This is a genomic window from Billgrantia antri, from assembly GCF_019430905.1.
Taxonomy (GTDB): Bacteria; Pseudomonadota; Gammaproteobacteria; order Pseudomonadales; family Halomonadaceae; genus Halomonas; species Halomonas antri.
Map to the genome: position 1 here is coordinate 220,914 of NZ_JAHYCA010000007.1, position 19,174 is coordinate 240,087.

Sequence of the window (19,174 nt, forward strand, 5' to 3'; positions counted from 1 at the left end):
GTTAAACCCTGCGACAACGGTACACGCCTGGCCGGACGACAAATGCTGTTAAGCTTACCCTCCTATCCGATAAAGTGCTGCTCTTGCTGCCATGTCCTCTCCCTCCCAGCCCGATACGGGCGAATCCCGTTTCCCGAGGTTGCGTCTGTTGATGCTGGTCACGCTGCTGACCCTTTGTGTGGCGCTCTGGTACTTGGCTGCACACCTGCTGCGCGGCGAAGCCGATGTCGATTGGCATGCCGCCACGTTGCCCTGCGATCTTCACCAGTCGGCCTGTACTGCCAGCCTTGGCGGGGGGCGCACGCTGACCCTGGATGTCGAGGCTTCGGGAAGGATACGGGCCCTGGAGCTGCTGCCGCTGACGGTTCGCGTGGATGGTATCGAGGTCGATGCGGCCAGCGTCGACTTCATCGGTCGCGACATGGACATGGGCTTGCATCGCTTTCCCCTGAGCAAGCAGGATAGTGGGCGTTTCGAGGGGGTCGGCCAGGTGCCGATCTGCACCGAGTCGGTCATGCCCTGGCAGGCACAGGTCGTGGTGGAAACCGCAGAGGGCCGGCTGGGAAGCCGGTTCGATTTCACAGTGGAGCGGAGTGTGCCATGAAGCGGCAACGTATCTGGGGGGCAGTAGGCGCGCTGGTCGTGCTGGTGGCTGTCGGCGGGCTATTCGGCTACCAGCAGCTGCGGCAGGCCGGGAGCGATGGCCCGCAGGGTGGTCCGGTGGAATTGCCTTCTACCCAGGGGGAGTTCTCCCTGTCTCAGCTCGAGGACGACCAACTGGCCGTGCTGTTCTTCGGCTATACCCACTGTCCGGACGTCTGTCCGATGAGCATGGCAGTCATGCGCCAGGTGATGCAGGGGCTGGACGAGGAGCAGCGGCGCCGTGTGGTCCCGCTGCTGGTGTCGCTGGATCCCGAACGCGATACGCTGGAGCGCTTGGCCGAGTACGTGGGTTATTTCGGTGACAACTTCATCGGTGCCACCGGCAGTCAGGCGCAACTCGAGGAGCTGGCCGCGCGTTACGGGATCATCTGGCGGCGCGTGGAAACCCCCGACTCGGCGATGGAGTACACCATCGACCACAGCTCTTCCCTCTACTTGGTCGACCGCGATGGCACGATCCTGCAACGAGTGCTCTACTCGCCGACGCCGCACTCGTTGCGCGCAGCACTGGAGCAAGAGCTCGGCGGATAGGGAGGGTCGGGCGCTAGCCTCCTTATCGAGGCGTATGCGCCGTCTTCTACTCCTCCAGCGATTGTTCTAGCCGCTCGATCATGGCCATCAGCGCCTTCACCTGGGTCCCCTCGCGCGTGTCGTGGAGCGGATCGAGCTGCCAGGTGCTCTCGGCAAATCCCCACCAGTCCCAACAGCCCTGCGGGTTGGCGAGGCTGCTGCTGGCCTGGGGATAGAGCACGACACGGCGGTTGGCCTCGGCCCACTCGTTGAGTCCGCTATGACGTGCGAAAGCGTCGTCGAGCAGCTCCTCGGTCATGCCGCAGCCGTGCAGCGCCACGGTGAGTCGGCACCCTCCCGACTCACACGTCTCGGGAATCAGCACATAGCCGGCGTCGCCCAGGCCGCGCGCATCGAACGGCGCCTGGTCGAAGCGCAGCAGCCGGGCCGTCGGCGCGTCGACGGGGGGCTCCAGCGTGCCGTGCAGCCAACTCAGTGCCTCGCCGGCAATGTCCATGCCGCAGGCCAGCATGTGCGTTCCCCCACCGTCGCTACATCGGGCCAGTCGACCGGGAGGGATTTGCGCATCGGCCTCGAGCGGCCAGCCGTGGCCGACGCCAGGCGACTCGACCGCTTTCAACTGCTCCTCGGGATCGGCCAGCCAACCGGCCAGCTGCTCGGCCAGCGCCTTGCCGAGCGAGGGATCGATCACGCGATCCTCTCCGCCATGCCAGACGAAGGCCCGCAGCTCGGCGATGTCGCCGGCCTCGCCTACCAGCCCGCGTGCCTGGTAGTCGCGCAGGCGCACGTTCAAGGCGTCGAGATCGGGGCTGCCCCGGCGCAGCGACATGCACCGGCCGAGGGCCTGGCCCAGGCCGCCCTCGGCACAGCTCCATGGGCCGGCAGCGAGCACGGCCAAGCCCTGGAAGCGCTGTGGCCAGGCGACGGCCAGTTGGGTGGCCATGTAGCCGCCCGAAGAGACACCGATCACGCTGGTAGCATCAGGTGAGAGGGCGAGCTGGGGCAGCTCGGGCAGCCGTTCTTCGGCATTGGCCGCGAATGCCAGCAGCAGTCCGGCACTCAACAGAAGCGCTTTCATTCGGCCGGTGTCACTCCACCACATCGAGGAGTTCGACGCGGAAGATGAGGGTCTCATTGGGACCGATGGGGCCCTGGCCTTGAGCGCCATAGCCCAGCTCCGGCGGAATGAACAGCATCCAGGTGTCCCCCACGCTCATCAGCTGCAGCGCTTCCTGCCAGCCCTCGATGACCTGGTCTACACGGAAGTTCAGCGGCTCACCGCGGTCGAAGGAGCTGTCGAACACGGTGCCGTCGACCAGCGTACCCTCGTAGTGCACCTCGACATGCGAGCTCGGTCCGGGACTTTCGCCATCGCCGCTTTCTATTACCTCGTACTGAAGGCCCGAATCGGTGGTGGTGACCTCCTCGCGCTCAGCGTTCTCCTCCAGGAAGGCCTGGCCTTCTTCGAGGTTGCGCTCGGCCACTTCCTCGGCCTCGGCCTGGCGGGCGGCCAGTGCATCCTGCTGGAACTGGCTCAAGGTTTCGGCCATCTCATCTGCTTCCATGGCCAGCTCATTGCCCTCGATGAGATCGCGAATGGCGTCGGTGAAAGCTTCGATGTCGAGCTCGGGGTACTCCTGGGCGATGCTCTGGCCGTAGGCGACACCCAGGCTGTAGCTGAGACGTTCGTCCTCGGTTTCTGGTGCGGCCAGCGCGAACGGTACCGCGGCCACCAGGGCAACCAAGGAGGCGGAAGTCAGCAATCTTTTCATGCAGAGTCCTATCGATCAGTCATTGAGCGGCATGCAACAGTACTCGGACTCTATCAGGGCGGCGCCGGTTCCGCACTTGCCGCACGCTACGGGCCCGACGGGCTCATACCACCAGGGTCGGGCAATGGGCGGAGCCCGCGACCCGTTGAGCCACGCTGCCCAGCAGTAGGCCCTTCTCGCCGTTGGTGCCCTGGGCACCGATCACGATCAGGTCGCACTCCCGCTTGCGAGCGAAGCGCACGATGGTGCGCGAAGGGCGGCCGCCCTTGACGAAGGCGCGCAGCCGGGCCGGATCGGCGCCCAGCTCGACCGCCTCGCTCTTGGCGTGAACGGCGATCTCGGTGGCGTACTCCTTGAGGGCATCGTCGGGGATATCGAGCCTGTCCGGGCGTACCATGGAGAGCGAGGCCTCCAGCAGACTATGGTGCTTGAACACGCACAGGATGTAGAGCTCGGCGCCGGTCAGCAGGTGCAGACCGACGGCTTTCTCCAGCGCCTTGAGGGCGCCCTTCGAACCATCCACCGGAACCAGTATGCGATTGAACATCTCAGCGACTCCTAAGGTAACAGTTCGGCCGCGCTACTACCTGAAGGCGATGTCGCGCAGGAAGAGGGCGATCTGGGGGAATATGATGATCAGCGCCGCCGCCAGAATCAGCATGAACACGAAGGGTGGCGTTCCGCGTATCACCTCCCAGTAGGGGCGCTTGAAGATGGCGATGGCGGTGAAGATGTCGCAGCCGAAGGGAGGCGTCGCCGAGCCGATAGCCACCTGCAGCGTTATCAGCACCCCTACCAGCACCGGGTCGAGCCCGGTGGCCGCGACGGCAGGAGCGAAGATGGGGGTCAGCACCAGGATCACCACGATGGGGTCGACGAACATGCAGGCCACGAAGAAGGCCACGCAGATCGCGATCAGCACCCCGGTGGGGCCGGCCTCGTTGATGCCGACGGCTTCGAGAATGGCCTGCGGAATCTGGGCGAACGAGATGATCCACGAAAAGCCGTTGCCCACGGCCACCAGAATGAATACGACCGCGGTGATTAGGCCGGTGGACTTGGCGATGGCATATATGTGCGGAATCTTCAGAGAGCGGAAGACGACGAACTCCAGCACGATGGCATAGAGTACGCACGCCGCAGCGGCTTCGGTGGGGCTGAAGATTCCGCCGTAGATTCCGCCCACGATGATCACCGGGAAACCGAGAGGCCAGAGTGCTTCACGCACGGCCCGGCCGCGCTCCTGCCAGTTGGACTTGGCCTCCGTCGGCACGTCCTTGAGGATGGCGTAGGCCACGCAGTAAGCCGAGAACATCAGCAATATCAGCAAGCCCGGACCGATGCCGGCAATGAACAGCTCGCCTATCGAGGTGCCCGAAATGACACCGTAGATGATCATGCCGATGCTGGGCGGGATCAAGAAGGCGATGTCGCTGGCGTTGATGATCAGCGCCAGGGTAAAGGAGTCGGAGTAACCTGCCTTGAGCATCTTGGGGCGCAGCGGCGAGCCGATGGCCACCACCGTGGCCTGTGTCGAGCCCGAAACCGCCCCGAACAGGGTGCAAGAGGCCGCGGTGCTGACGGCGAGTCCGCCTTTCACGTGGCCGATGAAGGCCATCACCATATTGATGAGACGCTCGGCCGATTGCCCTCGGGTCATGATGTCGGCGGCGAGGATGAACATCGGGACCGCTATCAGGGAGGCAGGCCGTATGCCCGCCATCATCTGCTGGATCAGCGTGTCCATCTGACCCAGCCCGTTGAACATCATGTAGAAGCCGATGACGGCTGCCGTGATCAGCGGAATCATCATCGGAAAGCCCAGCAGCAGCAGGGCGATCATCGTCGTTACCATTACTGTGGTCATGCTGTGTTCCCCCGAACACCTGAGCTGCGTCAGACTTCCGTTTCCGTATCCTTGTAGCCGTCGAGGACACCGGTCGATAGATAAACGTCACGCGACGTCATGTTCTTGATCGCGGTCAGAAAATACTGGATGCCGGTGATCAGAAAGCCCAGGGGTACCCAGACATAGATGATCCAGACCGGAATGCTCAGCGCCGGAAGAACCCGCCCCTTGGAGTAGAGATCGGCAATGTAGACGATCGAATAGTAGAGCAGGAAGAACATGACCAGCGCGGTGAACAGCGAGATGACGATCATCAACACCCGGCGCCCACCGACCGGCAGGGCATCGTAGACGGCCGACATGCGAATGTGGCGCCCATGACGCGCGGCATAGCCGATTCCGGCGAAGGTGATCATGATGATCAGGATCCGGTTGATCTCGCCGGTAAAGAAAATACTGCTGCCAAAGACGAAGCGTCCGATCACGTTGGCAATGGTATTGATGGCCATCAACAGTACCCCCATTGCCAGGATGACGGCTTCGATCTTGCTGATCAGGGTGTCGATGGTGCCAAGAAAGCCAGGGAGACCGGAGCGATAGTTCTTTTCAGCTTCTTCTTCGGACATGATGGCGCTTCCTCTTGGTGCGAAAGCCGAATACGGGCTGATGAGTCTTAAGCGTAGCCACCAAGTGCCGGTGCCGAACACCTCAGCGACCTCAACGTTGCATTTACGCTGCAACCCACTACGTGGCGGTTACCGCCTGTCCCATGCCATGCGCACGGGGCTCGTTCAAGACCGCTTGAAACAACTCGGGGGCAGCCTCAGCTGCCCCCGAAGCGGTGGCGTGATCCAGGAACTCAGCCGTTTTCGCCGTTCTCGGTGACCGCTTCCAGGTCGGCCTTGAACTGCTCGAGAAGCTCGCGTCCGGTTTCACCGGTCATTTCGAGGAACTCCTCCTCGACCTGCGGCGCGCGTTCGCGGAAGGTCTGGATCTGCTCCTCGTCGAGACGGGTCACGCTGCACTCGTCACAGGCTTCCATGATCTTGTCCAGCGACTCCTCGGACAGCCCCTGGATGTGCTCGATGGTGTGATCGTAGGCCACGTCAGCCGCCTCGCGAACCAGCTGCTGATCCTCCTCGGAGAGGCCCTCGAAGAAATCCTGGTTGGCCATCATGGCGGTGGTGAACCAGCCGTGGCCGGTGAAGATGAGGTGCGGCGAGACCTCGTACAGGCCGCCGGATTCGATCCAGAAGATCGGGTTCTCCTGACCGTCGATGATGCCGGTCTGCAGGCCGCCGTAGACCTCACCCCACGGAAGCGGCGTCGGCGTTGCGCCGAAGGCGCTGTAAGTTTCCGCCAGCAGCGGGTTGGTCATGGTGCGGATCTTCTTGTTGTCGAAGTCCTCCGGCGAGGTGATCGGCTCGTCGGCGGTGACCACCATTTCCCCTTCGGGGTACATCTTGAGCAGTTCCAGCCCGTGCTCGGCATAGAGCTCGGGGAACATCTCGTTGATCGCCTTGCTCTCCTCGAAGAACTCGAGCACGGTTTCTTCGTCGGTGGGCAGCAGGTAGGGAATGAAGAAGATCTGGGCTGACGGAATCAGGGCGCCGGTGAAGCCGGGCGACTGGTTGACGAACTGGAGAATGCCGTTCTGGGTCTGCTCCATGATATCGTCGGATTCACCCAGCTCGCCGAAACGATAGATCTGGACGCTGTGGTCGGAGTTTTCCTCGATATGCTCCTTGAAGGCGACGGCAAACACGTCTTGTACATCACCTTCATATTCCTCGTGCGCATAACGCCAGTTATCGGAATATGCGGCCGCGGACATGCCGAGCAACATGGCGCCGATACTGGCCGTGGTCAACAACTGGGTTGCCTTCATTATTATCTTCTCCTCGCAGGTTTGGCCCGTGAAAACATGCAACATCAACAGGCATCGGTAGCCACAAAAAGCTACACAGCTTTTTTCAGGCTAGCGTGCCCCCTAGAGAGGGTCAAGGCGGTATTCGAGGGTTTGGAGTGCCAAAAGTTGTGCTTTTTTCTGTAATTTCCAGCGACTTGCCAGGGAAGTTACGAGACCTGGATCGTCCGCTGACAGGGGCGTGAGTGGCTCGGCCTGCTTGGCGAGGCACTGGAGACGCTGCAAGGTTTCACGTTCGGCGGCAAGTTCGGCCTGCTGGATTCGCCGGCGGACATCGGCGATGCCGGGGCTGCGGGCGGCCTCTGCCTTGAGCTGACGGCGCAGATCACGCAACGATTGAGTGACACTGCGCTGCCAACGGCGAATGGCCTCGAGCTCGGGCGGCTCCTCACGCAGGGTCAGACCGTGCCGGTACAGCCAGCAGTGCCACAGAAGTTCGCACACGTCGATGCCGGCCTCGTCCTGCAGGCACAGACAGGCGGCCTCAACGCCGGGGCGAGCGTAGAAGGCGAGGGCAAAGTCCCACAGCGGGTCGGCGCCAAGCCCGGCCCGCAGAGCGACAAGCGTTGCGGTAGAATCGTCCGTCATGAACCCGTCGTCACCAGCCGGACCACGCAAGCGGGGCCCGGCGCCGTGGCGCCACCTTTCTGCCAGTTGGAGCCTGCATGATTGCACTGCGCCAGGTTGCCCTGCAACGCGGCACCCAGACCCTGCTCGAGAACGCCGACCTGACCCTGCACGCCGGTCACAAGGCCGGGATCGTCGGCCCCAACGGGGCCGGCAAGTCCAGCCTGTTCGGTCTGCTGCTGGGCACGCTTGCCCCCGATCGCGGCGAGATAGAAATGAGCGGAGGCCAGCGCATCGCCCACATGGCACAGGAGGTCGATGCGTTGGATCGCGCCATCGTCGACTACGTGCTCGACGGCGACCGTGAGCTGCGCCAGGCCGAGGCGGATCTGGGTACAGCGCGCGAGCGTGGCGACGCTCACCGCGAGGCCGAGCTGCACGGCCTCATCGAGGCGCTGGACGGCTACAGCGCCCCGGCGCGTGCCGCCCAACTGCTGATCGGGCTGGGCTTCACCCAGGCCGACCTGGAGCGGCCACTGTCGGCGTTCTCCGGCGGCTGGCGCATGCGTGCCAACCTGGCGCGTACGCTGTTCATGCCGTCGGATCTGCTGCTGCTCGACGAGCCCACCAACCATCTGGACCTCGATGCCCTGCTATGGCTCGAGCAGTGGCTGATGCGCTACCCCGGTACCTTGCTGTTGATTTCCCACGACCGCGATTTCCTCGATGCCGTGTGCGACCACATCGTGCACTTCGACCGGCGTCGGCTGGTGCTCTATCGCGGCAACTACTCCACCTTCGAGCGCACGCGCGCCGAGAAGCTGGCGCTGCAGCAGGCCGAGGCCGCCAAGCAGCAGGCACGGCGCGAGGAGATCGAACGCTTCGTAGCGCGTTTCAAGGCCAAGGCGAGCAAGGCGCGCCAGGCCCAGAGCCGGCTGAAGATGCTCGAGCGCATGGGCGACATAGCCGTGGCCCATGCCGATTCGCCGTTTCATTTCACCATTCCCGCCGCTGACAAGACCTCGCATCCGCTGCTGGTGCTGGATCAGGCACGACTCGGCTACCGCGACGAAGCCGGCATAGAGAAGGTGCAGCTCGACGCGGTCAAGCTGACCCTGCTACCGGGACAACGTATCGGCCTGTTGGGGCCCAACGGGGCCGGCAAGTCGACCCTGATCAAGTCGTTGACCGGCGAGCTGCCGCTGCTGGCGGGAAAGCGGGTGCCGGGCGAGCATCTCAGCGTCGGTTATTTCGCCCAGCATCAGCTCGAGGGGCTCGACATGGCGGCTACGCCGTTCATGCATGTGCAGCGCCTCTCGCCCACTGCCAGCGATCAGTCGATCCGCAATTTCCTCGGCGGCTTCGGCTTCCCGGGCGACGATGCCTTCGGCGAGGTGGGGCGTTTCTCGGGCGGGGAGAAGGCCCGCCTGGCGCTGGCCCTGGTGGCGTGGCGCAAACCCAACCTGTTGCTGCTCGACGAGCCCACCAACCACCTTGACCTGGAGATGCGCGAGGCGCTCACCGAGGCCTTGGCCAGCTTTGAAGGCACGGTGATCCTGGTCTCCCATGACCGCCATCTGCTGCGTGCCACCGTCGACGAGTTCTGGAAGGTGGCCGACCATCGTGTCGAGCCCTTCGACGGCGATCTTGAGGACTATCGCGCCTGGCTCAAGGCGCGGCTGGAGGGCGAGCGACGCGAGGCGCGAGCCGACAAGGCCGAGCGCCAGGCGGAGGGTCCCGCACCGAAGGAGGACCGCAAGGCGAGCCGCCGCGCCGCCGCCGAGCTGCGCGAGAAGCTGCGCCCGCTGAAGAAGGCGCGCGATCGCGCCGAGCAGGCCATGGAGAAGGCCCAGGCGGAGCTGGCCGCGGTGGAGGAGACGCTGGGCGAGGCCGAGCTCTATACCGACCCGGCGCGCAAGGCCGCGCTCACCGAGCACCTGGCCCGCCAGGGTGAACTGAAGACGCGGCTCGAAGAGTTGGAAGCCGAATGGCTCGACGCCGAGGAGGCACTGGAGGCCATGGAAGCGGAGCTGCTGACGACGGGAAGTGAATAGTGCGCCGAGGGACTATTTCACGGTGATGCGGTTGTCTACCTGCGCCACCCCGTCCTGCTCCCGGGTGAGGGTGGCGGCCCGTTCACGCTGCTCCTCGGTCTCGACGAAGCCCGTGAGGATGGCGCGGTCACCGGCGAGATCCACGTCGATGGCCGAACCCGCCAGGTCCGGCGCTTCGAGAAGCCGGGCCTTGATCTGCACGGCAGCGAGCGAATCCTGCTGCTCGAGTCTGGCGGTTTCATTGACCGGGGCAACGGTGCAAGCGGCCAGTACGAGCAGCAGGAGCCCCGGTAGGGCAAGAGGCATGAGACGGCGGCATCGAAGCATCAATTGGCCTCCTCGTCAACGATGGCGCCACGGGAGCGGCTGATCAAGCCTTGGCAATAGGCCACGTCGGGACCGGCGCCGAGCTCCAGTAGCGGCAGGAGAGCGGTGATGGGGCTGGCAAGGGCTCCCAAGGCGACACTCGCTCCGGCCCGCAGGGCAAGCCCTTGGCGGTGCGGGTCGAGGTCGAGGTCGGAGAACGTGCCGCCGAGATGAAGGGGGGAGCGGCCGACGAAGAGACTGGGTCCTTGGGATGAGCGATGATACTGACATCCACCTGTTCCCGGTTCAGGTCGAGCTGGCCTCCCAGGGTGAAGGTGGTATCGCTCGTGTCGACCACGAAGGTGTCCATCTGGGCCACGCCGTCCCTCGCCTGAAGGTCAGCGTAAGCGCAGTCGATGGGAATCGGGCCGCGCCCTCGCGCCCAGCTCAAGAATGTCTGGCCGGCATCGATGCCGGCAAGCTCCACAAGCAGCGCATCCAGCTTGCCGCCGGTCATCAGCGCGACCACGCCGCCATCGGCGGAGGCCAGCAGCTCGGCGATCGAAGCACCCTCTACCCACAGCTTGCCGCGCCCGGCGATAGTGCCGACGCTTTCATCGGCCAGCTCCCAATGCTGCAGCGCATCGTTAAGATCCAGGCGCTTGACTTCCACCTGTACCGTGCCGCTGGGAGGCCGGGTGCTGGAATCGATGTCGAGCGTGAGATCGACACTGCCTTCTTCCACGCCGAAGCGGAGTGGGGCGAAGCGGCCGCGGCCATCCTCGAGCTCGAAGTCTAAGCTCACGTCGCTCAAGGGGAGGTTCCCTGCGCGCACCGATTCACCCCGGAAGCTCACGTCCGCGGAGACCCCTTGCCAGCCCTCGGTGACGATGGGCGTATCGGGCAGCACGAAGCGGTCGTCGGCGGTCTCCTCGGGGGTGGCACCGGCGAGGAACCCCAGGTCCTCTAGTTCGAGAAAGCGGGAGGAGAGCTTTCCTTCCAGTCGAGGCGGCGTGACACCGACATCTAGCGCCAGGCGGCCGGCAAGGTCGCTGTCGCCGACCTGCCCCTGCATGTTACGGAAGGTCCAGCGCTGATCTTCCAGTTGGACGTCTCCCGACACGGCGTAGGGGGGCAGTTCGGGCAGCGAGACACCCAACAGGCGACTCAGGCGCTGCGGGTTCGGCCCCTCCACCGCGAGCTGCAGATCCAGCCCGGCCAGCGCGAGTGGCCGCATGAGGGAGCCTTGCAGCTGGATGCTCGTGTCGACGAGGTCCGCTTCGAACTCGACGGCGTAGGGGCGATCCGGGGCGCGGGCGTCGAGCAGGGGGTCGCCTTGCAGGGTAAGCGAGGCTGGGGCGCCGTCGTAGCGGCCTTCGCCTTGCAGCTGGAACGTCTGGTTCCCGCTGCCGGCGCCCTGGGTTTCCAGGCGCAGGGTCAGGTCGGTGCCGGCGCGTGGGTCAACGAAGCGGAGCTCCGAGGGGGCGAAGCTCAGGTGGCCGAGGAACGGCAACAGCAGGTCGTCGCGGCGTACGCCGGGCAGCGCTTCGCTCACGTCGAGGTGCAGGTCGCCCGACAGCCGGCCGAGGCGGTCCTCCACCGTAGTGAAGGTGTCGCCCAGGCGGCTCAGGGCGATATCGTCGAAGACCAGATCCAGCTGCCCGGACGCCGCTGCGCTGCCGGCATCCAGCGTCAGTGCGCCGCTGAGCGAACCGTCTGCCAGGCGAAACCGCGAGAGGTCCGCCTGCAGCCGGCCTGAATCCAGCTCGGCATCGAGGGCGAGGTCGTGCAGTACGAGTTCATTGGGCAGCACCAGGGCGTCGGCCTGAAGGTCCAATTCCCCGTCGAAGCTTCTCAGCGGCGCCAGCAACGATTCGTCCCGGGCCGTGTCGTCCGATGCCTGATCAGCGGGAATGAACTGCGCCAGCTCGATGCGCCCGGCCTCGATATCGGCCGTGATCTCAGGGCGCTCCGTGGCGTTTACTTCCACGTTGCCGGCCACTGGGGTCGAACCAACCACCCCTTCGACCCTGCTGGCGGCCCACTGCTCGCCCTCCCGGCTCAGCCGACCGGCGAGCCGATAGCCGGGCAGGGGCGGCAGCACCGGGCCGATCCAGCTTTCCAGGGCGCGGCCGCTTTCGTCGTCGAGCGTCAGGTCGATGGCGAAGGTCTCGGGGTTGAGGAGCAGGTCGAGGGACGCATCGGTGGCGGCTTCCAGCCTGCCGGAAGTCGCCTGCGCCGCGAACGGGTAATCCCGTCTCAGGCTGCCCGTTTGCAGGTCGAACAGCTCGGGTAGGGGGGCGCCGCTGGCCTGCAACGCTAGCGGTTTGTCGCGAAAGGTGCCGTTGGCCGTCAGGCGTAGCCCGGGTGGCGCCTTCTCGTCGATGCTCTCGAGCGTCACCTGGAGGTCGTTGCCGGCTTCCTCGTGACGATAGGTGCCCTGAGCGTCGGCGATTCGCAGGTTGGCGAGCAGCGTGCTGCGCGAGTAACTGGCACGCTGCGAGAGCGGCTCGAGTTCCAGCGCAAGCTCGGCATCCAGCGTGGCGCCGGGATCCTGTCCCATACCCAGCTGCGCCGGGTCGATATTCTGCAGAGAGAGCCGAGCCTGTGCCTCGAGCGTTTCGGGGTCGCTCGTCAGCCGTGCCTCAGCCTCGACGCTGCCGCCCGCCATCTCGAAGTCAATAGCTTCGAGAGCAGCCGTGTGCTCGGCGAAGCGTAGCTGCCCCTGAAGGTCTTGAATCACTGTCTCGGCGAGCTTCAGGCGATCGACGGAGAGAGCGACCTCGCCGCGCCAGTCCGGCAGCACGGGCACCGAGACCGCCGTCTCTTGCTCGGATTCCGGCATGGCCTTGCGCAAGGCGGCGACATCGAGCTCACTTGAGGAGAGCCGTCCGTCCAGGGTCGGTGCCGCGCCCGAAGTATCTATTGCCAGCTCTCCGCTAAGGCGGCTCTCGGCCGCGGAGGCTTCGATATCGCGCAAGCGCCACACGTGGCCTTCGCGCTCAACTTTTCCCGCCACCTCGCGGTGATCCAGTGCCATTGGCGGCAGCCCCAGCCCGCGAGACCATTGAGCAAGGTCTTTGAGATTGAGATCTCCATTGACCCGCAAGCCATCCATCGACGGAGCGCCGGATATCTCGAAGGTGGCAGTGAACTGGCTTTCTTCGGAGCTGAGAGAAACCTCTCCGTTGAACGCCTGAGTGGCATCCATGAACGTCGCGATGGGGGCGGTATCGGCCTCCAATGCAAAGCGGCGTCCCCGAAACGACAGCATCGCCTCGGTGTGCAGGGCCTCGTCGTCGGCTTGTATCTCTAGGCTGGAGAGGGAAAACTCGAGCGGGATCTCTGTCTGGGCGGCCCGGTAATGGACTTGCGAATCGGCGATGGAGAGCTGGCGCAAGGGCAGGCGAGAGGCCGAATCCTCCTGGGCCTGGCGCTCTTCCCGGCCGGTGTCGAATAGCCAGTTGCCCGGGGCATCGGCGCGCTGCTCGAGGTTCAGGGTCGCATCGCTTACTCCAGCTTCATCCCACGAGACCTGGCCGCGGAGCAGATCGCCGAGGGCGGGCGTCAGGGTGATACGCCGCGCCTCGAGCAGGTGTTCAGCCTCGGCCCAGTCGGGATTGTCGAGCGTCACGTCCTCGAGTGTCAGCTGTGGCCGGGGAAACAGGTCGATACCCACATCGCCGCGCACGGCCACCTGGCGTCCGGTAGTCTCTTCCACGCGCTCGATGATGACCGGCTTCAGTGCATTCCAGTGCAGCAAATCCACCGCAGCAACGAGGAAGGCCACGATGAGGACCGGGGCCAACCACCAGAAATGCCTAGAGGAGCCATGCTTCATCCGTCCGCTCCCTGTTCCTTAGCTTGGGACTTGTACCGTCCGGAGAGGCGGTACTCGGCCGTCCTGTGCCGCTTTCCTTGCCTGCGGTCATCCTCTCAGTGTGGTCTGGCGCTGCCTCAGCTCTCCAGTAGAAACGTTACCGGCCCGTCGTTGACCAGCTCGACCTGCATGTCGGCGGCGAACTCACCGCTCTCGACCCGGGGCCAGGCCGCCCGGGCGCGTTCGAGCAGGTAGTGGAACAGCCGTTCGCCCTCGGCCGGCGGTGCGGCGCTGGAAAAGCTCGGGCGCAGCCCCTTGCGGGTGTCGGCGGCCAGGGTGAACTGCGATACCAGCAACAGCCCGCCTTCGACCTGCTGCAGGTCGAGGTTCATCTTGCCTGCCGCGTCGCTGAATACCCGGTAGCGTAGCAGCTTGTGCAGCAGCCGCTCGGCGGCGGCCTCGTCATCGCCCTTTTCTACCCCCACCAGGGCCAGCAGGCCGTGATCGATGGCGCCCACCCTACGTTCATCCACCGTGACGCTGGCGCGGCGCACGCGCTGTATCAGGGCCTTCATGCGGCGAGTCTCCTTCGGTCGTCAACTCGCCGAAGGGTATCATGCGCCGGGACGAAGGGCAGACGCTACCAAGCCCTGCACAGCATGATGTCGCAGTGCGGCTCGGCGAGCAGCGCCTCGGTGACAGGGCTTTGACGGCCCAGCTGGCCCCGGCTGCTCAGCGCCAGCAGGTCGGGCTGCTGGCGCCGCAGCTGGGTCAGCAGCACTTCCAGCGGTTCGCCCTGTTCGAGCACCAGCTCCACCTCCGGCACGCTGTCGAGTTCGCCCATCAGTTGGTCGGTCTCGCGCTCGATCTGGCAGCGCAGGCGTTCCACTTCGCGGTCGCGCCAGCGCGCGTAGTCGCTGTCGGAGCCTAGCTCGCGTTCGCCGGGAATATCCCAGGCATGCAGCAAGGTGAGGCGGGCTTCGGGAAAGCGCTTGAGTGCCGCACGCAGGGTATTGCGGCTGGCCAGCGAGAAATCCACCGGCACCAGAATCTCCTGCCAGTCGCGATTGGCCGGCTGGGAGACCGACAGCACCGGGCAGGGAGCGCTGCGCAGTACCCGTGCCAGGGTGGTGCCGGCGACCAGATCGGGCTGGCCACGCTTGCGGTGGGAGCCCAGCACGATCATGTCCACCTCGCGGTCGTGTGCCTCACGGATGATCTCGGCATAGGTGGCGCCGGCCACCGTCTGCAGCATCACGCTCGGCTCCGGTAATGCATAGTCCTCGCGCACATCCGTCAGGATAGCCTGCATGTCGGCCACCACGGCCTCTTCCAGATCGTGCAGTACCCTTCGCGGCAGGAAGGGGTCGAGGACATGAATGACATCCAGGCGCGCACCGTTCTCGATGGCCAGGCGTATGGCCCGGGCGAAGGCAGCGCGATTCTCGGCCGATAGGTCGCAGGCAAACAGCAGGGTCTGGGTCATGACGTCTCTCCGTGGCGGATGAGCCTGACAGGACAGACTTCAGCATGGGCGGCACTCGACCAAGGCGCAAGCACCGTGTCACTACCACCAGCGGTGGAAGTGATGCACCGGGCCGCGGCCCCGGCCGACGTCAAGACGCCAGCTCTCCGTCAGCGCCGCCTCGAGCCACTGCTTGGCCGTCGCGATCGCCTGCGGCAGCGAATCGCCCTGCGCCAGGCGCGCAGTGATGGCCGAGGAGAGCGAGCAGCCGGTGCCGTGCAGGTTGGCGGTGTCGATGCGGGGACCTTCGACCCAGTGCGGTGTGCCGTGGCCGATCAGCAGGTCGGGACAGCTCTCGTCGCGCAGGTGACCGCCCTTGAGCAGCACGGCACCGGCTCCCAGCGTCGTCAGGTCGGGTGTCATGGCGAGCATCTCATCGCGGCTGCTGGGTGCGTCGATGCCCAGCAGTACTGCGGCTTCGGGCAGGTTGGGGGTGATCAGGTCGGCCAGCGGGACCAATACCTCACGTACCGCGGCGATGCCGGCTTCGTCGACCAGCACGTCGCCGCTCTTGGCCACCATCACCGGATCGAGCACGATCCAGCGGGGACGCCGCGATTGCAGGGCGTCGCGGATGGTCTCGGCGACTTCGCGGCTGGCCACCATGCCGATCTTCACCGCATCGACAGCCACGTCGTCGAGCAGGGTGTCGAGCTGCAGGCGAATGAACTCCACCGGTACCGGATGCACGCCGCGTACGCCGCGGGTGTTCTGCGCGGTCAGTGCGGTGATGACGCTGGTACCATAAGCGCCCAATGCCGAAAAGGTCTTGAGGTCGGCCTGGATGCCGGCGCCGCCGCTGGGGTCGGAGCCGGCGATGGTGAGAACGTTGGGAATGAGGCGATCGTGGGTCATGGCGTCTCGTCCTGCAAACTGATGGGTATGGGAGGCGCTGAATGCTGAGTCTGTTCCTGGTGGCCTTCGCCAGTGCTACGTTGCTGCCTGGCGGTTCGGAAGTCTGGCTGGCGCGGCAGTGGTGCCTGGGCCAGCCGCTGCTGGGGCTGTGGCTGGTGGCCACCTGCGGCAATACCCTGGGCAGCCTGGTCAACGTCTGGCTGGGGCGCTACGCGCGCCGCTTCCAGGACCGCCGCTGGTTCCCTGCCTCGCGCGAGGGCCTGGCCCGCGCCGAGCGCTGGTATCACCGCTTCGGCGAGTGGAGCCTGCTGGCGAGCTGGGCGCCGCTGATTGGCGACCCGCTCACCGTGCTTGCCGGCGTCTTTCGCCTGCCCTGGTGGCGCGCAGTGCTGCTGATCACCCTGGCCAAGGCGGCACGCTACGCCGTGGTGCTGGCTCTGGCCCAGGCGTGGCTGGCGCCGCTATGTGACTGACCTATAGAAGGGAAGGCAGCCAGGTGGCCAGTCCCGGGAACAGCGCCAGCGCCGCCAGCATGCCGAGCTGCAGCAGGATGAACGGGATTACGCCGCGGTAGATGGCGGAAGTCGGCACCGAGTCCGGCGTCACGCCGCGCAGATAGAACAGCGCGAAGCCGAATGGCGGCGTCAGGAACGAGGTCTGCAGGTTCACCGCGATCATGATGCCGAGCCAGATCGGATCGAGGCCCATCATCAGCAGCACCGGCCCGACGATCGGCACCACCACGAAGGTGATCTCGATGAAGTCGAGAATGAAGCCGAGCAGGAAGATCACCAGCATCACCACCAGGGTGGCACCCACCACGCCGCCGGGCAGTGCCTCGAACAGCTGCTTGACCAGCTCCTCGCCGCCGTAGGCGCGGAACACCAGCGAGAACAGCGCGGCACCGATCAGGATCAGGAACACCATGCTGGTGACCTTGGCGGTGGACTGAACCACCTCGCGCAGCATGGCCAGGTTGAGCCGGCGGTTGGCCAGCGCCAGCAGCAGGGCACCCATGGCACCCACCGCCGAGGCCTCGGTGGGGGTGGCGAAGCCGCCCAGGATCGAGCCCAGCACGGCGACGATCAGCAGCACGGGGGGAATCAGACCCTTGATCAGCAGCGGCCACAGGCTGCCGCGGTGACCGAGCTCTTGCTTGAGCGCCTCGCGGTCGGCCGGCGGGGCGCTCTCCGGCTTCCACCAGGCCACGGCCAGCAGATAGAGAATATAGGCCACTACCAGCAGCAGGCCCGGTATCAGGGCGCCGACGAACAGGTCGCCCACCGAGACCGTCTTGGGACTCCACACGCCCATGGCGAGCTGCGCCTGCTGATAGGCATTGGAGAGCACGTCACCCAGCAGCACCAGGGCGATGGAGGGCGGAATGATCTGGCCCAGGGTGCCGGTGGCGCAGATGGTGCCGGTGGCGAGCGACGGCGAGTAGCCGCGCTTGAGCATCGTCGGCAGCGACAGCAGGCCCATGGTGACCACGGTGGCGCCGACGATGCCGGTCGAGGCGGCTAGCAGCATGCCGACCAGGATCACCGAGATACCCAGTCCGCCGCGCAGCGAACCGAACAGCATTGCCATGGCGTCGAGCAGGGTCTCGGCGACGCGCGACTTCTCCAGCAGCACCCCCATCAACACGAACAGCGGTACCGCCAGCAGTGTCTGGTTGGTCATGATGCCGTACAGGCGGTTGGGCATGGCGCCCAGCATGCTTGCCTCGAACGGCACCGGCATGCCCATCTGCAGCAGCAGGTGGCCGAGGCCGGCGAAGATCAGCGCGGTACCGGCCAGCGCCAGGGCGACCGGATAGCCCAGCATCAGCACGGCACAGACGGTAAGGAACAGGAACAGCGGCATGAACTCGAACAGGACTTCCACGTCAGACCCCCTCGTCGTGGTCGGGCGTATTGCCAGGGGCCTTGCCGCGCAGAATCAGCACCTGGCGCATCACCTGAGCCACGCCCTGCAGCATGAGCAGTAGCATCATGATCAGGATCAGTGACTTGAGCAGGAAGACACCGGGGATACCGCCGTCCGGCGAACGCTCGAGAATCGCCCAGCTGCTCTTCACGTAGCCGAGGCTCGAATAAGCGATGAACAGCGTCACCGGAAACAGCAGGAACAGCGTGCCAAGCAGGTCGATCCACGCCCGGCCGCGGGCGGAGAGCTTGCGATAGAAGATGTCGACGCGGACGTGGCCATCGTGACGCAGCGTCCAGGCCGCCCCCAGCATGAACACCATGGCATGCATGTACATGACCGACTCCTGCATGGCGATGCTGTGGAGGCCGAAGACATAGCGCATCACCACGATGGCGAACTGTACCGCCATCATGAGGATCACCAGCCAGGCGATGGAGCGGCCCACGACCTCGGTAAAGCCGTCGAGCCATGCGAGCAGGACCGGATCACGGTTTGCGGTTTGCATGGTGGAAGTCTCGTGTCGAAGCAATATCAGGGGACGCATCATCGCTGATTACGCAGCGTGCGTCATCCTCATGCCTCAACGTCCTGGCTCGCGCTGCTGGCGTTTGCGCAGTTCCTTGAGCAGCGCCAGACAGCGGGGCGGCAGTGCCACATCGATGGCGATGGGCAGATGATCGGAGAACAGGTGGTCGAGCACACGCACGTCCTGAGCCTTGAGCGAACTGGAGATCAGGATGTGGTCGAGCGCGCGGCGCGGCTGCCACGAAGGGTAGCTGAGCAGCGGGCGCACCGGATGCAGCGGCAGCGAGTCGCAGAAGCGCGTATGCGAATGCAACTGATCCGGCGTGCAGTTGAGATCGCCCATCACCACCACGTGCTGCAGCGGCTGGATGATCTCGCTCAGGTAATCCAACTGGCGTACCCGGCCGCGGTGGCTCAACGCCAGGTGGGCGACGAACAGGTGCAGCGCGTCCGGGCCGTCGCCGTAGCGGGCGTGGATGGCGCCGCGCCCCGGCAGGGTGCCGGGAAGGCGATGCTCCTCGACCCGGGTTGGGGCGAGCCGTGACAGCAGACCGTTGCTGTGCTGGGCGAAGCGTCCCAGGTTGCGGTTGAGCTGCTGGTAGTGGTGCGGAAAGCCGCCCCGCGTGGCCAGGTACTCGATCTGGTTGACGTGGCTGGAGCGAAAGCTGCCGCCGTCGACCTCTTGCAGCCCGACGATGTCGAAGCGGCTCAGCACGTTGCTGACCATGTCCAGTCGCCGCACCCGCTGGGGATGCGGCAACAGGTGCTGCCAGCTGCGCGTCAGGTAATGATGGTAGGCCGACGTCTGGATGCCCACCTGCATGTTGAAGGTGAGCAGCTTGAGATGC

The 19,174-nt window shown here is 65.2% G+C and carries 19 protein-coding genes; 4 read left to right on the forward strand and 15 right to left on the reverse strand.

Going from position 1 to position 19,174, the window contains the following annotated elements:
• Positions 1-91: 91 nt before the first annotated feature.
• A complete protein-coding gene (locus tag KPL81_RS18115; protein WP_219793342.1) occupies positions 92-604 on the forward strand; it encodes a hypothetical protein in 513 nt (170 codons plus the stop codon).
• On the forward strand, positions 601-1,194 hold the full coding sequence (locus KPL81_RS18120; RefSeq protein ID WP_219793343.1) for an SCO family protein: 594 nt from the start codon (positions 601-603) through the stop codon (positions 1,192-1,194). The genes KPL81_RS18115 and KPL81_RS18120 overlap by 4 nt, the downstream gene beginning before the upstream one ends.
• Before the next feature lie 46 nt (positions 1,195-1,240).
• Here the strand turns inward: KPL81_RS18120 and KPL81_RS18125 are convergent, their stop codons facing one another.
• The 7 genes from KPL81_RS18125 to KPL81_RS18155 form a co-directional block, all read right to left on the reverse strand.
• Positions 1,241-2,272, reverse strand: a complete 1,032-nt coding sequence (locus KPL81_RS18125; protein ID WP_240549370.1) for an alpha/beta hydrolase family protein — start codon at positions 2,270-2,272, stop codon at positions 1,241-1,243.
• 10 nt (positions 2,273-2,282) lie between these two features.
• Positions 2,283-2,966: a BamJ family beta-barrel-assembly machinery protein gene (locus KPL81_RS18130; protein ID WP_209474715.1), complete on the reverse strand. Its 684-nt coding sequence runs from the start codon at positions 2,964-2,966 to the stop codon at positions 2,283-2,285.
• A 103-nt stretch (positions 2,967-3,069) separates the two neighbouring features.
• A complete protein-coding gene (locus KPL81_RS18135; protein WP_209474713.1) occupies positions 3,070-3,513 on the reverse strand; it encodes a universal stress protein in 444 nt (147 codons plus the stop codon).
• Positions 3,514-3,549: 36 nt separating this feature from the next.
• Positions 3,550-4,833 (reverse strand): TRAP transporter large permease, encoded by a 1,284-nt coding sequence (locus KPL81_RS18140; protein ID WP_209474711.1) that lies wholly within the window; start codon positions 4,831-4,833, stop codon positions 3,550-3,552.
• Positions 4,834-4,862: 29 nt separating this feature from the next.
• Positions 4,863-5,441 carry a TRAP transporter small permease gene (locus KPL81_RS18145; protein ID WP_219793344.1) on the reverse strand — a complete coding sequence of 193 codons (579 nt, stop codon included), beginning with the start codon at positions 5,439-5,441 and terminating at the stop codon, positions 4,863-4,865.
• A 233-nt stretch (positions 5,442-5,674) separates the two neighbouring features.
• A complete protein-coding gene (locus KPL81_RS18150) occupies positions 5,675-6,703 on the reverse strand; it encodes a TRAP transporter substrate-binding protein (RefSeq protein ID WP_219793345.1) in 1,029 nt (342 codons plus the stop codon).
• A gap of 102 nt (positions 6,704-6,805) precedes the next feature.
• On the reverse strand, positions 6,806-7,330 hold the full coding sequence (locus KPL81_RS18155; RefSeq protein WP_219793346.1) for a TIGR02444 family protein: 525 nt from the start codon (positions 7,328-7,330) through the stop codon (positions 6,806-6,808).
• A 77-nt stretch (positions 7,331-7,407) separates the two neighbouring features.
• On the opposite strand from KPL81_RS18155, the gene KPL81_RS18160 reads away from it, so the two are divergent.
• Positions 7,408-9,363 (forward strand): ATP-binding cassette domain-containing protein, encoded by a 1,956-nt coding sequence (locus KPL81_RS18160; RefSeq protein WP_219793347.1) that lies wholly within the window; start codon positions 7,408-7,410, stop codon positions 9,361-9,363.
• 12 nt (positions 9,364-9,375) lie between these two features.
• Here the strand turns inward: KPL81_RS18160 and KPL81_RS18165 are convergent, their stop codons facing one another.
• From KPL81_RS18165 to thiD, 5 genes are all read right to left on the reverse strand, one after another.
• On the reverse strand, positions 9,376-9,690 hold the full coding sequence (locus KPL81_RS18165) for a BON domain-containing protein (protein WP_219793348.1): 315 nt from the start codon (positions 9,688-9,690) through the stop codon (positions 9,376-9,378).
• 43 nt (positions 9,691-9,733) lie between these two features.
• Complete coding sequence (locus KPL81_RS18170) at positions 9,734-13,459, reverse strand: AsmA family protein (RefSeq protein ID WP_422674144.1); 3,726 nt, start codon at positions 13,457-13,459, stop codon at positions 9,734-9,736.
• Between the two features lie 167 nt (positions 13,460-13,626).
• Positions 13,627-14,064: a D-aminoacyl-tRNA deacylase gene (gene dtd / locus KPL81_RS18175; protein ID WP_219793350.1), complete on the reverse strand. Its 438-nt coding sequence runs from the start codon at positions 14,062-14,064 to the stop codon at positions 13,627-13,629.
• A gap of 65 nt (positions 14,065-14,129) precedes the next feature.
• The gene (locus tag KPL81_RS18180; RefSeq protein WP_209474696.1) at positions 14,130-14,975 is read right to left on the reverse strand and encodes a universal stress protein; all 846 of its coding nucleotides are present in this window, start codon (positions 14,973-14,975) and stop codon (positions 14,130-14,132) included.
• An 81-nt stretch (positions 14,976-15,056) separates the two neighbouring features.
• A complete protein-coding gene (gene thiD / locus KPL81_RS18185) occupies positions 15,057-15,869 on the reverse strand; it encodes a bifunctional hydroxymethylpyrimidine kinase/phosphomethylpyrimidine kinase (RefSeq protein ID WP_219793351.1) in 813 nt (270 codons plus the stop codon).
• 41 nt (positions 15,870-15,910) lie between these two features.
• On the opposite strand from thiD, the gene KPL81_RS18190 reads away from it, so the two are divergent.
• Positions 15,911-16,342, forward strand: coding sequence for a YqaA family protein (locus tag KPL81_RS18190; RefSeq protein WP_219793352.1), 432 nt, complete (start codon positions 15,911-15,913; stop codon positions 16,340-16,342).
• 1 nt (position 16,343) lies between these two features.
• Here KPL81_RS18190 and KPL81_RS18195 read toward each other — a convergent pair whose 3' ends face one another.
• The 3 genes from KPL81_RS18195 to KPL81_RS18205 form a co-directional block, all read right to left on the reverse strand.
• Positions 16,344-17,747 carry a TRAP transporter large permease gene (locus tag KPL81_RS18195; RefSeq protein ID WP_219793415.1) on the reverse strand — a complete coding sequence of 468 codons (1,404 nt, stop codon included), beginning with the start codon at positions 17,745-17,747 and terminating at the stop codon, positions 16,344-16,346.
• 10 nt (positions 17,748-17,757) lie between these two features.
• Entirely contained in the window at positions 17,758-18,306 is a 549-nt protein-coding gene (locus tag KPL81_RS18200) for a TRAP transporter small permease subunit (protein WP_219793353.1), read from the reverse strand.
• 75 nt (positions 18,307-18,381) lie between these two features.
• Complete coding sequence (locus tag KPL81_RS18205; protein WP_219793416.1) at positions 18,382-19,149, reverse strand: endonuclease/exonuclease/phosphatase family protein; 768 nt, start codon at positions 19,147-19,149, stop codon at positions 18,382-18,384.
• Between the last annotated feature and the right edge of the window lie 25 nt (positions 19,150-19,174).

Bases quoted from the DNA above. Each gene is read 5' to 3' on its own strand.
- KPL81_RS18120 (WP_219793343.1), top strand. From the start codon at position 601: ATGAAGCGGCAACGTATCTGGGGGGCAGTAGGCGCGCTGGTCGTGCTG.
- KPL81_RS18155 (WP_219793346.1), bottom strand. From the start codon at position 7,330: ATGACGGACGATTCTACCGCAACGCTTGTCGCTCTGCGGGCCGGGCTT.
- dtd (WP_219793350.1), bottom strand. From the start codon at position 14,064: ATGAAGGCCCTGATACAGCGCGTGCGCCGCGCCAGCGTCACGGTGGAT.
- KPL81_RS18160 (WP_219793347.1), top strand. From the start codon at position 7,408: ATGATTGCACTGCGCCAGGTTGCCCTGCAACGCGGCACCCAGACCCTG.
- thiD (WP_219793351.1), bottom strand. From the start codon at position 15,869: ATGACCCACGATCGCCTCATTCCCAACGTTCTCACCATCGCCGGCTCC.
- KPL81_RS18125 (WP_240549370.1), bottom strand. From the start codon at position 2,272: ATGAAAGCGCTTCTGTTGAGTGCCGGACTGCTGCTGGCATTCGCGGCC.
- KPL81_RS18165 (WP_219793348.1), bottom strand. From the start codon at position 9,690: ATGCTTCGATGCCGCCGTCTCATGCCTCTTGCCCTACCGGGGCTCCTG.
- KPL81_RS18150 (WP_219793345.1), bottom strand. From the start codon at position 6,703: ATGAAGGCAACCCAGTTGTTGACCACGGCCAGTATCGGCGCCATGTTG.
- KPL81_RS18140 (WP_209474711.1), bottom strand. From the start codon at position 4,833: ATGACCACAGTAATGGTAACGACGATGATCGCCCTGCTGCTGCTGGGC.
- KPL81_RS18145 (WP_219793344.1), bottom strand. From the start codon at position 5,441: ATGTCCGAAGAAGAAGCTGAAAAGAACTATCGCTCCGGTCTCCCTGGC.
- KPL81_RS18115 (WP_219793342.1), top strand. From the start codon at position 92: ATGTCCTCTCCCTCCCAGCCCGATACGGGCGAATCCCGTTTCCCGAGG.
- KPL81_RS18190 (WP_219793352.1), top strand. From the start codon at position 15,911: ATGCTGAGTCTGTTCCTGGTGGCCTTCGCCAGTGCTACGTTGCTGCCT.
- KPL81_RS18130 (WP_209474715.1), bottom strand. From the start codon at position 2,966: ATGAAAAGATTGCTGACTTCCGCCTCCTTGGTTGCCCTGGTGGCCGCG.
- KPL81_RS18135 (WP_209474713.1), bottom strand. From the start codon at position 3,513: ATGTTCAATCGCATACTGGTTCCGGTGGATGGTTCGAAGGGCGCCCTC.
- KPL81_RS18200 (WP_219793353.1), bottom strand. From the start codon at position 18,306: ATGCAAACCGCAAACCGTGATCCGGTCCTGCTCGCATGGCTCGACGGC.
- KPL81_RS18205 (WP_219793416.1), bottom strand. From the start codon at position 19,149: ATGCAGGTGGGCATCCAGACGTCGGCCTACCATCATTACCTGACGCGC.
- KPL81_RS18180 (WP_209474696.1), bottom strand. From the start codon at position 14,975: ATGACCCAGACCCTGCTGTTTGCCTGCGACCTATCGGCCGAGAATCGC.